Origin of the sequence: Mesorhizobium zhangyense, from assembly GCF_011045115.1 — a bacterium.
In the GTDB taxonomy this organism is placed as follows: Bacteria; Pseudomonadota; Alphaproteobacteria; order Rhizobiales; family Rhizobiaceae; genus Mesorhizobium_M; species Mesorhizobium_M zhangyense.
This window is the reverse complement of record NZ_JAAKZG010000004.1, coordinates 616,808-632,613: the sequence shown is the minus strand read 5'-3', so window position 1 is coordinate 632,613 and position 15,806 is coordinate 616,808. Positions and strand designations below refer to the sequence as shown.

Genomic DNA, 15,806 nt, shown 5'->3' with positions numbered 1-15,806 from the left:
TTTATGGATACCTGGTTTCTGGAAAGTTTTCTTGGTCGCGGAATGCGGCTCGTTCGCTCAGGCTGCCCGACGGTTGAATGTGACTCCAGCCGCCGTGGCGCAGCGTATACGCGCTCTCGAAGCTGAATTGGGGCAAACCCTCGTCTCGCGTGTGGGGCGGACCGTGAGGTCGACGGCAGCCGGGATGGCCGTCCAGCGACACGGACCAAATCTGGTCAAGGCAGCCTGCGATCTTCGGGCGATCGCGGCGGATGACTTGCCGGCTGGACAGGTGCGGATTGGTACGACCGCGACGGCGCTCACGGGCCAAATTCCCGAAATCATAGCAAAGCTGAGCATGCGGTTTCCGCAGATCGAGTATTTTCTGATGCCAGGCTCATCGGTCGATCTGTATCACGCCGTCCTTGCAGGAGACCTCGATACAGCCCTGATTATGCAGCCGCATTTTCCGGTACCCAAGTCTCTCGGATGGATTACCCTACGCCATGAGCCGAACTTGATGTCTGCAATTGTCCCCCGCCATAGCCCGAAGCAGCTACTCTTGTATGTCTGTGCGCGAACTCTCCGGCCGTTCTTCGTTCCGAATTTTTGGACTGTGACCATGAGCGGAGCCAAAGCCAGGAAGACAGCGCGCGCTGACAAAACGACGGCCGGAGGCAAAACACCCGGACACGACGTCTCCTTCGATCGCGAGCTGGAAAATCTGCCGCCGGCCTTGCGTTGGCGCGAATGGATGCTACGCGTCGAGGCGGTCTTGTTTGCTGCTGCCGAGCCCGTCGACCGTGAGACGCTGGCGCGGGTGGTCGGGAAAGATTGCAGCATCGACCTGCTCATTGATGATTTGCGCGAGGAACTCAGTTCCCGGCCCTACGAGCTTGTCGCTGTCGCCGACGGCTGGCAGCACCGAAGCCGTTGGCTTACGCGCCCGCAATTCGCGCTGCGGCGGTACCGACGCGGTCGGCCACGGCAAGTCTCTCCGATGGCGAAGCGACGGCGCTGATGGCAATTGCGTATTATCAGCCGGTGACATGGGGCGACCTGAGCAAAATTTTTGGCAAGGAGGTCTCGCGCGATACCATAGCCAGCCTGCGCGATGTCGGCTTCATCGCCTCCGGACCGCGCAGCCCGACGCCCGGCGCGCCCTATACCTATGTCACCACAAAACACTTCCTCTCGGCCTTTGGCCTGGAGACGCTGCGCGATCTGCCGAAGCTCGAAATGCTTCAGGATGCCGGCCTGCTAGGGGAGGGAGGTGGCGGGACGGAACACGGGATGTTTCCCGCGACCCCAGCTGATTCGGCGGATAGGCTCGAGGAAGATCTCTCGCTTTAAGCGTCTGCGCTCACCACGCCTTGCTCTGTGGCTTGGTCAAGTTGCGGTTCGGTCCCTCAGCAGAGCCAGCAACGCCGGATTGATATAAAGGCTTTCCCGGCCGACTTTCATCTGCTCAAGCAGCCCGTGCTCTGCCATGGCCTGGAGATAGGTGGACGCCGCCTGTCGCTTGGCGATGCCGGCCGCGACCAGATCGCTGATGCGGCAATAGGGATTCACAAATATCACCTCGGCCAGCTCGCGCGAATAGATCTTCGACAACTCGCCCCTCATTTTCTCGGCAGTTTGGTCGAGGAGGTTACGGATCGCGCCAATGCGCGCGGTAGACCAGACAGCTGTCTCCCGAACCGCTTCGAGCATGTACAGTATCCAACTCTCCCAAGCCCCATCGGTCGTGACGGCGAGAAGTCCGTCATAGTAGGCACGCTTGTTGGCAATGATGTAGCGGCTCAGATAGAGCACCGGGATGTCCAGCAATCCCTTGTCGACGAGGTAAAGAAGGTTGAGGACGCGACCGGTTCGACCGTTGCCGTCGACGAACGGATGGATGGCCTCGAACTGGTAGTGCATGACGGCCAACCGGATGAGCGGATCAACGTCTTCGGCTTCGTGAATGAAGCGTTCCCAGTTGGCCAGTTTATCCCGTAGCAGCTTCTGCCCTTCCGGCGGCGTATAAATAACGGTGCCGGTGGCCTCATTCATCAGAGCCGTTCCCGGTGTCGCCCGAATATCCAGGTCGACACCTTTGATCGTGCTGCAGACGGCGATTGCCGTCGACGTCGATACAGGGCGGCGGCGCAGCATGTCAAAACCTTCGCTCAACGCTGTGCGATAGCGCAGCGCTTCCTTGGTCGCAGGATCGGCCTGTACGCCAGCCTCGTTAGCGAACTGGAACAGTTTGTCAGTCGTCGTGACGATGTTCTCGATCTCGGAACTGGCTTGGGCCTCCAGCAGTGGAATGGAGTTGATCAGAACAGCCTGGTTTGGAATGAGCTGTCCAGAGACCTTGAGTTCAGCCAAGGCTGCGCGCGCGGCAATGCAGGCTTTCAGAACAGCCTTCGTCTCGATATCCGTAGCAGGAGGCAACGGCGGTAGGTCGTTGTAGGGAATGTCTGGCCGAAACGTCATGTCGATTAACCCCGCCTCAATCGACACATTGCCAGCACATGTCGTCGTCATCGACACATCGCGATTACATGTCGATAAAATTAGAATATATCGACACATACGTAGCCAGTCAATGCCGACGCGCGTAGCTACCCACCTGCCCGCTTCTTCGAGTGTCTCTGACTACGCCGAGCCTGATCAGTTTCTGTTGATGACATCTGCCTCTCGCTATTGCCCGATATGGGTTTGATCAGTAGCTGTTTTTGCCTCGTGCGCTACCCTGTGGATTCCCAATCCCAGCGGATTGTGATTCAAAGCTGCATTTTGGAGGCGGCTTTGGCACGAGGCGACTTGGCGGACGAAGAATGGCAGATAATCGAGAAACTGCTGCCTGCGGAGCGCGGGCGCAAGTCCCGTCCATTCTACGATAACCGTCGCTTTATGAACGGGATGCTTCATGTCTTGCGCGTCGGGTGTCCGTGGCGGGACATGCACGAACGATATGGAAAGTGGAATTCGGTCTATGTCCGCTTCCGCCGATGGGCCGACCTCGTTGAACTGGGGGCTCACTGACGACTGGCAGCATATGCTCGACAGCACCACGGTTCGCGGCCATTCGCAGGCAGCGGGCGCTAAAGGGGGACTCATAAGGAAGCTTTTGGTCGATCACGCGGCGAGTTTACCACAAAAATCCATGCCCGCGCCGATGGTCAGGGACGCCCTCTTGGCTTTGTCCTGACAGGCGGCGAAACATCCGACTACATCGCCGTTCTCGCTCTTCTTGCCATGCCGGTAAACCGACCGCGTCAAATGCTCGCCGATAAGGGATACCGCTCAACCCGGAAAAACCCACCAAACTGCGATTACCGGGCATACAAGAATCGCAACCGCATCGAGCGCATGTTCAATCGTATCAAACAGTTCCGACGAATTGCCACGCGCTATGACAAGACTAAAACATCATTTGCTGCATTCTTGGCCATCGCCGCTGCACGGATATGGCTCCCATACTTTGTCAACAGGACCTAATCCTTTTGTCAAACCATGCGCACCAGCTTTGGCGGTCATGTAGGCTGGAAAGTTCGAACCAATGCGCGTGCTTACTGATCCGAAGTTGATAATTGACCCGCCGCCGAGACGTTTCAGCTGCGGAATGACGGCTTGTGCGGCGAAGAACATTGGGCGTTGATTGATCGCCATTCGGTCGTCCCAATATTCGACTGTAACGTCTTCAATCTTGTGTCGAGTGTCGTTGGCATCGTTGTTGATCAGAACGAAATATCGCCGAGATTCCGCCTGACCCGTTCTATCGTCAATTGGAGAGCTGCGATGTCACGCGGCTGATCTCCTTACATCGGTTCCGGATGTACCGGCTCCGCCACCTCAAGAGGAGCGCGACATCTGGGCAGCGATCGCCTATTCCGAGAATGATGAGAAGCATGGTTTCTTTTGGGGTGCCGACAAGCGGCAATGGATATTGCGCTCAAGCATTGTGAGAACGCTGACGGCAAGGGATGCGTTGTCGTTGAGGTGTTTCGCTACCATCGACATTGCGACGACGACGACGACAATACCGGCTTTCCCTATTTCCATTGCGGCGCACTCGCGATCGGCAAGGAAAAGGGCAGCCGTCTTACGCCATGGAGCGCAAAATCGGCGCCAACACGCCGGGAAGCCGAAAGACCTTGCTCTTACAGCCTGTGAGGGGTCTGGGACGAAATGTAAGATTCTTGAATGGGTATGTCTCGCGGCGGCCACGATGGAGATCGGGCAGGTGTCAATCGTCAAGGGCTGCGACAACTCGCGATACAGCCATGACATTCCGGCCTCGCCCAATGGTTTAACAGCTGCGATCGTCTTGCGGCGTTAAACGCGAATTCATGTCCCCGCTAAAAGCGGTTGTTCTAGTCGCGATCTCGTTCCCAATACCAAGCGGCATACATCCGCTTCCTGTCATGCTTACGGCTCTGTGCTTGGAGGCGCCTCTTCGGCCGTTGGAAATCCATTCTATTTCGATGCGCAATCATCGATTGTCGATCCTTGACAATAAACGGCCGTAGCATCAAGCAGGGCGCACCATTTTCAAAGGTGCAAAAGCTGATGTCCGACCGTCGCAACGACCCCGGGCCCGAAATCGAAGAGCTTATACGCAAGATCGAGCCCCGGCTGATCGAGCTGCGCCGCGACATTCACGCCCATCCCGAAACCGGTTTCGACACAATCCGCACAGCCGCTCTGGTCGCGGGGGAACTGGGCGCGCTGGGGCTCGACGTTCGCACAGGCATAGGCCGAACCGGCGTGGTGGCCGAGATCGTGGGCGGCCTTCCCGGACCTTGCGTGATCCTGCGGGCAGACATGGATGCCTTACCGATCGAGGAGCAGACCGGTTTGCCGTACGCTTCAACTGTTCTCGGCCGGATGCATGCCTGTGGGCATGATCTTCACACCGCCTCGCTTCTGGGCGCAGCACATGCGCTGGTCTCGCTCGCGCCAAGCCTGCGCGGCTCGATCCGGCTGGTCTTCCAGCCCGCTGAGGAAACGCAGGAGAGTGGCGCGGCCGCGATGGTGGCGGACGGCGCGGCTGAAGGCGCCGATATTGCCGTCGCCTTCCACAATCGCCCGGAGTTGGCGGCGGGGCAGGTGCTGCTGAATCGCGGCGCGAGTACCGCGTCGAGCGACGAGTTCAAGGTGGTGGTGCGCGGCAAGTCGGGCCATGCGGCGCGGCCGCATGCCGCCGTCGATCCGATCGTCGCCAGCGCCCACATGATCGCCCAGCTCCAGACCGTGATTTCGCGCGAGATGGACCCGGCGCAGTCCGCCGTCCTGACCATCGGCCATATCGAGGGCGGCGCGACACAGAACATCATCCCCGACAGTTGCATGTTCGAGGGCACGGTGCGCTGCCGTTCGCCGCAGGCGCGCGATCTGGCCGAGGCCGCGTTCCGTCGCATTTGCGAAGGCACCGCCCAGGCGCTTAACGCCAGGGTTGAGATCGACTATGCGCGCGGCGCGCCACCCCTGATGAACGACGACGCTCTAGTCGACCGCGCTCTCTCCGTACTGGGCCACCAGTTCGGTTCGGCCCCGCATGTCGAGCAGGGATCGAGCTTCGGAGCGGAGGACTTCTCCTATTTCTCCGAGCTGATGCCTTCAGTGCAGATATTCATCGGCTCGGGCCAGCCCGGCCGCGACGACCGCGTGCACAATTCCGACTACCAGCCCGACGAAGCCTGCATCGGGCAAAGCGCCATCGCGCTCACGCGCATGGCGGTGGACCTGCTTTCCTGATCCATCAAACCTTCCGTCTCAACCTTTTTTGCCAAGGATGATTTCCGCATGAACATTACCCGCAAAACCTTCCTGCGCATGGGCCTCGCAGCCGTCGCCGGGCTTGCCGTCGCTCCTTCCGCCCTTCTGGCGCAGGGCCGCAAGAAATATGTCTTCGCTACCGAAGGCGCGTTCCCGCCTTTCAACATGACGCGCCCGAACGGCGAACTGTACGGCTTCGAGCTGGACATGCTTGCAGAGATCGCGAAGCGCGCCGACTTCGACTACGAAGTGATCGCCCAAGCCTGGGACGGCATGATCCAGGGGCTGATCGACGGCAAGTACAATGGCGTGATCGACTCCGTTTCGGTCACCGACAAGCGCCTCGAAGTGGTCGACTTCTCGCTGCCCTACACGACCGGAGGCTCAACCTTCGCGGTGATGAAGGAAAGCGGCATCGAGCTGCCGGGCGCCGGTACTTTCGTCGATCTCGACGACGCGGCCGCCACCGATGCAGCCATTGCGGCAATCGCCAAGGTGCTGAACGGCAAGACCGTGGGCGTCCATGTCTCGACCATCCAGTTCGACTTCCTCAACAAGTATCTGGCCGACAAGGGCGTGACCATCCGCTCCTACCAGACTGGCCCCGAGGTCTATCAGGACCTGACCAACGGGCGGCTCGACGCCGGCATGGCCTCCGTCACCAACATCTCGGCCTTCCTCGAAAAGAACGTCGAGACCGCCACGGCCACCGGCCCATCCTTCATGGGCGGCGTCATGGGGCGCGGCGCGGCCATCGTCGTGCAGAAGGGCGACAAGGAACTGGCCGGGCTGCTCAGCAAGGGGCTGAAGGAAATGTCGGACGATGGCACGCTGGCCGACCTGTCGAACAAGTGGTTCGGCATGGTCGTGACGCCGACGCTCTGAGGCGGGATTGCCCGGCGACCTGACACTTATCGGCTTCGGGCCGGACGGATGGGGGCTGGCGCTTGCGCGCGCCGGCCTCATGACGCTTTATGTCTCGGTCTCGGCTTTCTTCTGCGGGCTGATGCTCGGCACGCTGATCGCCTGGGCGAGGGTGGCGGGCAACTGGCCGCTGCGCAAGCTGGCCGAAATCTACGTCACGATTTTCCGCGGCGTGCCGGACATCCTGGTCATCTACCTCTTCTATTTCGGCGGCCGTCAGGTGGTCACTGCCGTCGGTACCGCGCTCGGCCTGCCGGGGCCGTTCGACATCAGCGGCTTCGTGTCCGGAATGCTGGCGATCGGGCTGATCTCGGCCGCCAGCCAGTCCGAGGTGCTGCGCGGGGCCTATCAGGCGGTACCGAAGGGCACGATCGAGGCGGGGCGCGTCTCGGGCATGACGCGGTTCACCTTGTTCCGCCGCATCATCGCGCCGCAGGCCATGGTGACGGCCGTTCCCGGCATGGGCAACCAGTGGCAGTCGGTGATCAAGGAATCCGCCCTCGTTTCCGTGACCGGGCTGGTCGAGACCATGCGTCAGGTTTCGGTCGCGGCGGGCACCACGCAGGAGCATTTCCTCTTCTATGCGGCGGGAGGTGTGATCTACCTGATCATCACCACGCTTTCCGATCAGTTCTTCCGCCTCGCGGAAAAGCGCAGCCTGCGCGGGCATGAGCAGGGCGGGGTCTGAGATGGATTTTGACTTCTTCGCGGGCATGTTCGCCCAGCTTCTCATGGGCCTGCCGCTGACGTTGAACCTCGGCATCCTGGCGCTGCTGGGCGGGTTCAGCCTCGCGCTGGCTCTGAACCTCATGCGTGCCACGCGGATAGGCAATGCGGTCGCGTCGGCCTATGTCTTCGTGTTTCGCGGCACTCCGCTGCTGATCCAGATATTCATGATCTATTATGGGTTGGCGGGCTTCGGCTTCGTCCGGCAGAGTTTCTTCTGGCCCTTCCTGCGCGAGCCTTACTGGTGCGGGCTGCTGGCGCTGATCCTGAACGACGCGGCCTATACGTCCGAAATCCTGCGCGGTGGCCTGCGCTCCGTTCCAAAAGGGGCGGTCGAGGCGGGGCGCGTCTCGGGTATGACGCGGTTTACGGTTCTGCGCCGCATCACCCTGCCCATCGCCATCCGGCAGGCACTGCCGGCCTATTCCAACGAGGTGATCTCGATCCTGAAATCAACGGCGCTGGTTTCCACAATCACGCTGATGGAGGTGACGGGCATCGCCCGCGCCGCCGTCTCGGAAACATGGCGTGCGGTCGAAATTTTCTTATGTGCGGCAGTGATCTATCTCGCGCTGTCCCTTCTCGTGACGCGGCTTTCGGCCTGGGTCGAGCGCCGTCTTTCGCCCTGGCAGTTCGGAGTGACGCCATGAGCCTCCCCTCCACCGCTCTTTCCATCGCCGGTCTGCACAAGAGCTTCGGCAGCAATGAGGTGCTGCGCGGCATCGACCTTTCCGCCAGGGACGGCGACGTCATCTCGCTGATCGGGGCGAGCGGCTCGGGCAAGAGCACCCTCCTGCGCTGCATACCCATGCTGGAAATACCCGATGCTGGAACAGTGACGGTGGGTGAGGACAATCTTTCGCCTGAGGGAGGCAGGCTCACGCGCGGCCAGGAATCCGTGGCGCGGCGGATGCGCGGCCATCTCGGTTTCGTCTTCCAGAATTTCAATCTCTGGCCGCACCGCACTGTGCTGCAAAACGTGGTCGAGGCACCGCTCTTCGTCCAGAAGCGCCCCCGCGCGGAAGCGGAAGAGGAAGCAACGGCGCTTCTGGAAAAGGTCGGGCTCGCAGAAAAGCGTGACGCCTGGCCCGCACATCTTTCCGGCGGTCAGCAGCAACGCGTGGCGATCGCGCGCGCGCTCGCCCAGCGGCCCCGCGCCATCCTGTTCGACGAGCCGACTTCGGCGCTCGACCCGGAGCTCGTGGGAGAGGTGCTGAAGGTGATCCGCGCTCTGGCCGACGAAGGCCGTACCATGCTCATCGTCACCCATGAGATGGGTTTTGCGCGCGAGGTCTCGTCGCAGGTGGTGTTCCTGCATCAAGGGCTGATAGAGGAGGCTGGAACGCCGGAGCAGCTATTCGGCAATCCTTCGTCGGAACGTTGCCGCGCCTTTCTCAGCGGCCATTTCGACCGCAACCGCTAGAGGACCGTGATGCGTCAACCCATCCAGCGCAAGAGCCTTCAGGATCAGGCCACCGAATGGCTGCGCGAAGCCATCGTCAGGGGCGATTTCGCGCCGGGCGCGGTGCTAACCGAGCTGGACCTGACCGACCGCATTGGCCTCGGCCGTGGCACGGTGCGCTCGGCGCTTTTTGCCATGGAAGCGCAGGAGCTGGTGACCCGCACGCCTTATTCGAGCTGGCGCGTAGCAGTGCTCGACGCGCAGGCGATCTGGGAAATCTATACGCTGCGCGCGGCCTTCGAGGGGCTTGGCGCGCGCATCCTGGCGGAGCGTCGCACCGAATTCGGCACCAAGCTGGTCGAGGCCGCCTTTGCAGCGCTGCCTGCTGCCAACGATGCCGGCACGGATGCGCGGGTGGCGGCCGATCTCGGCTTCCATGCGAGCTTCGTCGAGCAGACCGGGCACCAGCATCTCATTCGCCGCCACGGGCTGCTGGCCGACAAGATGGAATGGCTCTACCGCTGGTCCGAGGCGCACTGGCCTTGCCGCCAGCCGCTGGTCAGCGACCATCAGTGCCTGTTCGACACGCTGATGACGGGAAGCCCCGACGCGGCGGAACAGGCGGTCCGCGATCATATCGCGGAATCGATCGAGCTGGATGTGACCGGCTTTCACGAACTTCACGCACGCGGCGCGACGCCACCGCAACAGGAGCAGGCATGAACGACATCACCATCCTCGACGGCGGCATGGGCCGCGAACTCGAGCGCATCGGCGCGCCCTTCCGCCAGCCGGAATGGTCCGCGCTGGCGCTGATGGAAGCGCCCGATCTCGTTCGGCACGTACATGAAGACTATGTGCGTGCGGGCGCGAAAGTCATCACCACCAATTCCTACGCGCTGGTGCCTTTCCATATCGGAGAGGAGCGGTTTCGCGCACGTGGCGCCGAGCTGGCGTCGCTGGCCGGGCGTCTCGCCCGCGAGGCCGCCGATACGGGAGCAGGCGTGAAGGTCGCGGGTTCGCTTCCGCCGGTGTTCGGCTCCTATCAGCCAGAGCTGTTCCTCGCCGATCTCGCGCAGGATTACCTCTCGGTGCTGGTCGCAGGTCTCGCACCGCATGTCGATCTCTGGCTCGCTGAGACGCAGAGCAGCCTCGAGGAAGCGCGGGCCGCCGTGGCGGCGGTGCGCGGCAGCGGCAAGCCGGTCTGGCTGTCCTTCACGCTCAGGGACGATGTCGCGCCGCAGGACATGCCCGAGCCGCAATTGCGATCCGGGGAGAGTGTGGCCGATGCCGCTCGCTTCGCGCTGGAGGCGCGCGCGGAGGCGCTGCTCTTCAACTGCTCCATGCCCGAGGTGATGGGCGCGGCACTTGAGGCCGCGCGTGCTGCGGCTCCCGGCCTATCGCTCGGCGTCTACGCTAACGCCTTCGGCTCGCAGGACGAGGATGGCGCGGCCAACGAGGTGATCTCGGACATACGGGCCGATCTCGACCCGAACTCCTACTGCGGCTGGGCCGATGGCTGGGCCGCGAAGGGCGCCTCGATCATCGGTGGCTGTTGCGGCATAGGCACCGATCATATCCACCATCTGGCAGGGCATATGGGCAGCAGTGGACATTGAGGAATCGCGCCTGACACAGGCAGTGGCCGATGGGCTCCCGGATCAAATCATGAGAACTCGTTCAAGCAGCTATCAGAAGTAAATGTCGCTCTCGGTGGTTGCGAGCCCCCCGCAACCACTTTCATCATAAATCAATCGCCGTCCCGATCTAAACATTGGAAGATAGCGGTAGAGGCCGAGACCATAATCGTCCTTGCCATAAATGAAGCGATAGATCGTTTCCGCGCAGAGACGGACGAGACTGACACCGTCGGGCCAAAGTCGGCCTCGATGCTGCGCTGGAGGGTCTGCGCGAGGGACTTCGGCAGCGCAAGACCACAAGCTACGAACTCTGGGCGTATGCGAAAAAGGCCAGAATCTGGTGGACCATGAGGCCCTATGTCGAGGCGTCGGTGGCTGATGACGCGTGAACCAAGGAAAAACGTCGGGCATCGGTGCGCGCCCGGCTGCTGGATAGATCTCGCGCGGAGCGTCAGGACTTTCAGATCCTGTTGACGCGCTATGCGCTCGAAAGACTCCTTTACCGGCTGAGCCTTTCTGAGCATCGCGACCGTTTCATCCTGAAGGCCGCGATGCTGTTCGTGACCTGGGTCGCCGACCCGTTTCGACCGACGCGTGACCTCGATCTGCTGGGCTATGGCGAGAACAGCCCGAAGGCCATCGCTGAGGCTCCATTTGCACGCAGCCGGTCGCCGATGACGGCGTCGTTTTCGACGTGGACGCCCTCGAAGCCGCGCCGATCCGTGAGGAAGTCGAGTATGGCGGTGTCCGCGTGCGCACGACTGCCACCATTGCAGGCGCCCGCATTCCCATCCAGGTGGACATAGGCTTCGGTGATGCGGTCACGCCTGTGCCAGTCGACATAGAATACCCGTCGTTACTCGACGCGCCTGCGCCGCACCTGCGAGCCTATCCGGTTGCGGCCGTGGTTGCGGAGAAATTCGAGGCTATGGTGACGCTCGGCATGGCGAATAGTCGGTTGAAGGATTTCTACGATCTCTGGCTGATCGCGGAGACCTTCGAGCTTGAGCGGTCCGCGCTCACAGAGGCGGTGCAGCAGACTTTCACGAGGCGACGGACGGATATTCCAAAAGAGAGCAACGGGTCTCAGCGAAGCCTATGCCGAAGTTTGGGATCGGCAGTGGCTGGCGTTTCTCGGTCGCGAACATATGGCGGCCGCCCCTCTCGAACTGGCCGTGGTTATCGCTGACCTTGCCCGGTTCTTCCTTCCATTGACTGAGTTCGCGGAAGGCAATTGGCACTGGGAGCCGCGCAAGGGGTGGGTCTTGTTGAAGACAGGCCAGGTCCCGAAGGGCAGGACGCCTCCATCGACTCATTGTAGTAATGGTGATCTCGTCTTAATCTGTCCGAAATTCTGCAAATTTCAGACCGTATCTTGGTTTGCCGGCAAGGGCGCATCGTTGAAGAATTCGACGCCGACCGGGCCAATGAGGAAACAGTAATGTATGCGGCTGTACACTGATAATCTCGGAGCGCAGGTGAACTCTGGCATGAGGATTTGACCCGCAGACGGCTTGGTTCATCACGAGGAAAACAGATATGCTGCTGTGTTTGTGCCAAGAATATTGGCGTCACGGCTGCTTACCGGTTGGCCGAAGGTAGGCTAAAGTCAGGCCGCAGCCGCAAACGTATTACGTTTGCTCTCCCAAAATCGCCGCATCGAGATTCAATTGTGTGCAGAATCATGCACTCGCATTTTCACAGTTCCTAAAATAACGGTATCCAAGCGGGGGCCAACGGTGCCGCATGCTGGACCGCGAAGTAAGAAGCGTTGATAAAAGCACATGGACACGCGATTTTTGGAGACCCTGATTGCCGTACTCGAACGGGGCTCAATCGCCGAAGCTGGCCGACACCAGAACCTAAGTGCGGCCGCGGCGTAGGGCGAACGGTCAGACCGACCGAGTTGGGTACAAGCGTCGCCATTGTTCCATCAGCACCGCGCCGATGCCCAGGTTTATCGCCAGCAATGTCATAAAAAATATGAAATTTATTTAATGTATCAGCACGGATATGAATAATCTTTGACGAGTTTCCATATCTGCTTATTAATGGCGATTAGGTTTTCGATGCAATTTTCTATTTTCTTTATTTCAGTACCGTTGATTTCTTCAATCTTTCCATATCGAATTTCGTTTTTTGTATCAAATATTCTCATCAATTGTGTGCTTCCGGCTTCTCCATCCCCGTCAAAGGAATATATGCAGTGGCTGTATTTGTTGCGCAGCTTGGCTTCCTGCGTCATTTTCTCGGTTACCGCCAGTATCTCGCGCCGGCGTTCGGCGGGTGTTTTGGGCAGCTTGGTCAGGCGCTCGACAAGCTCGATGCGGGCTCGTGTGGTGTTCAGCGTCAGGAAAATCACGATTGCGGTCTCTTTGTCGACCTGGGCAAGACCGGCGATGAGATAGATGAGCAGGCTCTCGGTGTTCGTCCAAGTATAGTTCAGCTGGCCGGTGAGCAGCAGTATCTCCTGGAAACGAGGGATGGGTTTGTTCATCGAAAGCGCTCCGGAATGATTGTCATGGCGGCTGCGGCGTCTCTGGAGTTGGCTTTCTCTGCTTCGGTGTTCTTCATTTTTCTACTTATGACCAAAGGACATATATTTCGAGCCGCAACAAAAATTTCCTCTCTCTTCGAGATGAAGGCGCATGAATGGATTTAATCTTCGCCATCATTTATTTTATATTGTAAAATTAATATTGAATACCTCTCAGTATGGGAGATTAAATAGGCCATAGGAGTTAAGCCAAATGGATGCTTACTTCTTTTGGGCCGAAAATCATAAGTTGAAGTGCTGTATTTTGCTTTCCCCTGGAATTGTGGATCGTAGTCTTGTTGTCATGTCGGCATCGAGAGACCAGGAGACGGAATTCTCAGGGCGGCCATGCATAAGCCTGCAAAGACAACGTGTTGGAGGAGATGTGAAGCTGAGCTGCTCGATACAGCGGCTTCATGAACTCTTTTAACTGGAAGGAAATACAACTGACAGCTTTACTTATGATTTTGTAATGCGTTTCCTAAAACTACATCGTTGTAAGCAGAATAGAGCGCGAGAGGACTAGCTCGAATTGGTATCTGTTACTTTTGGTGGCCGAGGCACAAAGTTTCAGTTCCTGGGCGCGGGCGAGAGCTAAGTGCCGGAGCGGTTCGGTTGAACCAGGCGTATTAGCTCAGGCGGAGGCGTGCGGCGCCGTATGTTGTCGTGTGGAGTGGGTCCGCACGTCTCTGTCCGCGATCAGGAGTACCGGAGATCCGAGGGCGTCAGCCCCCGGCATCCGGAACGACGTGCCTGTGTATTCCAGTTGAAACTCAACCGTCCGCGGCAAGCTCAAGACCCCGTAACAGAAGAATGGTGGTCATGCGGCCCGCGGCCTCACTCGAGGACATCGAAATGGCCAACAAGAACAACGGTACTCAACAGCTCGGCGTTCAGCTGCTGGGAGACGACCAGTACAACGTCGCGTTCGACGACATCATCTATGACCCGGGCGATCAAAGCCAGAACCAGGATCAGGGCCAAGGCCAAGGTCAAGGTCAGGGACAAGGCCAGGGGCAGGGCCAAGGACAGGGCCAGGATCAAGGTCAGGGACAAGGCCAGGATCAGGGCCAAGGTCAAGGCCAGGACCAGTATCAGGAAAGCGTGTCTTACAACGACAACGGCAACCTGAATGGTAATGGAAACCTCAATGGCAACGGCAACCTGAACCTCAATGGCAATCTCAACGAAAATTCCAGCACCAACACCAATTCGAATACCAACACCTCGACCACGACGGTCGATGTGGGCGTCAATGTAAACCTTGAAGGTTGGCAGCCCACGGACGACGACTTCGCCGATATCGATATCTATGACGGCTCGTCGGTGGGCAATCTGTTCGTGAATCGCGATGGGGAAATCCATTACAATCCGGGCGACGACATCAGCTTCGACGACATCCTCAACGGTGCCCTGAGCGGCGCCGGCAACGACATGGCTTTCCTCCAGAACCAGGTCGCCGATCTCGAAGACAATGATACGCTCGAGAACGCCTATGTTCAGAACAACGCACCGTTCAACCAGAACGGCGACGCCAATGGCGGTGAAGCCTATGGTGCCGAAGGCATCGATGCCGGCGGTGGCGGCGGCGGTGGCGGCGGTCATGCCAAAGCCAATGGCGGCGATGGCGCATATGGCGGCTACGCCAATGGCGGTCAGACCAACGCCGGACAGGGTATTGGCGGTGCGGCGTCGAGCGGCGCGACCGGCGGTGCCGGAACTGGCGGCGGCGCTGTCGGCGGTACTGCTACCGGCGGCGGAGCAGGTGGCGGAACAGGCGCTGCTGGCGCCAGCGGCACCGGTCTTGGCATTGGCCTTGGCGGCCTCGGTGTCGGCGTAGGCACCGGCGGTGACGGCGCAGGCGGCGACGGAGCAGCCGGCGGCAACGGTGGTGACGGAACAGGCGGCGCTGGCGGTGACGGCACCGGCGGCAACGGCGGTACCGGAACGGGTGGTGCAGGCGGCAATGCCGGCTCGGCAGGTAATGGTGGCAATGGCGCGGCTTCTTCGGCAGCGGATGCTGAAGCTGCTGCTGCAACCCTGGGCGGCGCGGCGGCTGATGCCGCGGCAGCTGCTGCGGCGGCTGCAGGCGGTGCAGGTGGTGCTGCTGGTGACGGCGGCGCAGGCGGCACGGGTACTGGCGGCTCTGGCGCTTCAGGTTCCGGCGGTGCCGGTGGCTGGGGCACAGGTGGTGCCGGTGGTGCCGGCGGAGCCGGCGGCTATGGCGAAGGTGGCGCTGGCACCGGTACGGGTACTGGCGAAGGCACCGGCTACGGTCTCGGCTATGGCCTCGGCGGCAATGGCGGCGCTGGCGGCGCGGCGACGGGTGGTGCGGCCACGGTCGGCGCCGCTACAGGCGGCGCAGGCACCGGCGGTTATGGTCTGAGTTCGGCTCTGGGTGGCGACGGCAATGGCGGTGACGCCACGGGCGGCATGACCTGGGCCGGCGATGGCGGTGCCGGCGGCAATGGCGGCACTGCGACGACCGGATTTGGTGGCGCAGGCGGTGCAGGCGGACAATGGGGTTCCGGAAATGGCGATGACGGTATCGTCAACGGCATCTCGGAAGCTCATGCCGAAGCATCCATCGATCTGACTGCCTTCAACCAGAGCATCGTCATGGGCGCCAATCTGCAGGGAAACACGATCGATATGACCGTGGTTGGTGGGGATCTCACCAGCACCTTCACTGGCGAAGACGTCTAATCACAGACGTCCGCTTCCAGCGGACTTGAACTGAGGTCTGCGCGGGGAGCTTCCCCGCGCAGACTTCCAACAAGAAAAACTGACCGGTCTGGGTGGAATGTTGCCAACAAGGAGGCGAGCGATC

13 protein-coding genes and 5 pseudogenes are annotated in these 15,806 nt (G+C 60.4%); 14 read left to right on the top strand and 4 right to left on the bottom strand.

The genetic code is table 11. The features are described 5' to 3' along the window. Positions 1-79: 79 nt before the first annotated feature. Both G6N74_RS30500 and scpB read left to right on the top strand, forming a co-directional pair. Positions 80-433: pseudogene (locus G6N74_RS30500) on the top strand (LysR family transcriptional regulator); the annotation flags it as partial. A 300-nt stretch (positions 434-733) separates the two neighbouring features. Next, positions 734-1,332 (top strand): annotated as a pseudogene (gene scpB, locus G6N74_RS12750) (SMC-Scp complex subunit ScpB). A 36-nt stretch (positions 1,333-1,368) separates the two neighbouring features. On the opposite strand, the gene fic reads toward scpB, so the two are convergent. Continuing rightward, positions 1,369-2,460, bottom strand: coding sequence for a protein adenylyltransferase Fic (fic, locus tag G6N74_RS12745; protein WP_165117875.1), 1,092 nt, complete (start codon positions 2,458-2,460; stop codon positions 1,369-1,371). Positions 2,461-2,775: 315 nt separating this feature from the next. On the opposite strand from fic, the pseudogene G6N74_RS31635 reads away from it, so the two are divergent. Beyond that, a pseudogene (locus tag G6N74_RS31635) lies at positions 2,776-3,468 on the top strand (IS5 family transposase). On the opposite strand, the gene G6N74_RS12735 reads toward G6N74_RS31635, so the two are convergent. After that, entirely contained in the window at positions 3,400-3,675 is a 276-nt protein-coding gene (locus G6N74_RS12735; protein WP_312857870.1) for an SDR family NAD(P)-dependent oxidoreductase, read from the bottom strand. The pseudogene G6N74_RS31635 and the gene G6N74_RS12735 overlap by 69 nt on opposite strands. Before the next feature lie 79 nt (positions 3,676-3,754). On the opposite strand from G6N74_RS12735, the pseudogene G6N74_RS12730 reads away from it, so the two are divergent. The 8 genes and pseudogenes from G6N74_RS12730 to G6N74_RS12695 form a co-directional block, all read left to right on the top strand. Then, a pseudogene (locus G6N74_RS12730) lies at positions 3,755-4,183 on the top strand (DUF4189 domain-containing protein); the annotation flags it as partial. A 356-nt stretch (positions 4,184-4,539) separates the two neighbouring features. Continuing rightward, positions 4,540-5,727 carry a M20 metallopeptidase family protein gene (locus tag G6N74_RS12725; RefSeq protein WP_165117798.1) on the top strand — a complete coding sequence of 396 codons (1,188 nt, stop codon included), beginning with the start codon at positions 4,540-4,542 and terminating at the stop codon, positions 5,725-5,727. 48 nt (positions 5,728-5,775) lie between these two features. After that, on the top strand, positions 5,776-6,633 hold the full coding sequence (locus G6N74_RS12720; protein ID WP_165117796.1) for a transporter substrate-binding domain-containing protein: 858 nt from the start codon (positions 5,776-5,778) through the stop codon (positions 6,631-6,633). 7 nt (positions 6,634-6,640) lie between these two features. After that, positions 6,641-7,360, top strand: a complete 720-nt coding sequence (locus G6N74_RS12715; RefSeq protein ID WP_281353972.1) for an ABC transporter permease — start codon at positions 6,641-6,643, stop codon at positions 7,358-7,360. A gap of 1 nt (position 7,361) precedes the next feature. Further along, the gene (locus G6N74_RS12710; RefSeq protein WP_165117794.1) at positions 7,362-8,048 is read left to right on the top strand and encodes an ABC transporter permease; all 687 of its coding nucleotides are present in this window, start codon (positions 7,362-7,364) and stop codon (positions 8,046-8,048) included. Further along, positions 8,045-8,821: an ABC transporter ATP-binding protein gene (locus tag G6N74_RS12705; RefSeq protein ID WP_165117792.1), complete on the top strand. Its 777-nt coding sequence runs from the start codon at positions 8,045-8,047 to the stop codon at positions 8,819-8,821. The genes G6N74_RS12710 and G6N74_RS12705 overlap by 4 nt, the downstream gene beginning before the upstream one ends. Before the next feature lie 9 nt (positions 8,822-8,830). Beyond that, on the top strand, positions 8,831-9,523 hold the full coding sequence (locus tag G6N74_RS12700) for a GntR family transcriptional regulator (RefSeq protein ID WP_165117790.1): 693 nt from the start codon (positions 8,831-8,833) through the stop codon (positions 9,521-9,523). Further along, entirely contained in the window at positions 9,520-10,419 is a 900-nt protein-coding gene (locus G6N74_RS12695; protein WP_165117788.1) for a homocysteine S-methyltransferase family protein, read from the top strand. Before G6N74_RS12700 ends, G6N74_RS12695 begins: the two co-directional genes overlap by 4 nt. Before the next feature lie 135 nt (positions 10,420-10,554). Here the strand turns inward: G6N74_RS12695 and G6N74_RS31630 are convergent. Further along, positions 10,555-10,695: pseudogene (locus G6N74_RS31630) on the bottom strand (IS30 family transposase); the annotation flags it as partial. Between the two features lie 296 nt (positions 10,696-10,991). Here G6N74_RS31630 and G6N74_RS31505 point away from each other — a divergent pair. Further along, on the top strand, positions 10,992-11,246 hold the full coding sequence (locus G6N74_RS31505; protein ID WP_376767705.1) for a hypothetical protein: 255 nt from the start codon (positions 10,992-10,994) through the stop codon (positions 11,244-11,246). After that, on the top strand, positions 11,135-11,629 hold the full coding sequence (locus G6N74_RS30735) for a nucleotidyl transferase AbiEii/AbiGii toxin family protein (protein ID WP_312857867.1): 495 nt from the start codon (positions 11,135-11,137) through the stop codon (positions 11,627-11,629). The genes G6N74_RS31505 and G6N74_RS30735 overlap by 112 nt, the downstream gene beginning before the upstream one ends. Positions 11,630-12,442: 813 nt before the next feature. Here the strand turns inward: G6N74_RS30735 and G6N74_RS12680 are convergent. Then, positions 12,443-12,937, bottom strand: a complete 495-nt coding sequence (locus G6N74_RS12680) for a hypothetical protein (protein WP_165117786.1) — start codon at positions 12,935-12,937, stop codon at positions 12,443-12,445. A gap of 894 nt (positions 12,938-13,831) precedes the next feature. Between G6N74_RS12680 and G6N74_RS12675 the strand changes: the two genes are divergently transcribed. Then, positions 13,832-15,682: a hypothetical protein gene (locus tag G6N74_RS12675; protein WP_246245734.1), complete on the top strand. Its 1,851-nt coding sequence runs from the start codon at positions 13,832-13,834 to the stop codon at positions 15,680-15,682. Positions 15,683-15,806 lie beyond the last annotated feature (124 nt).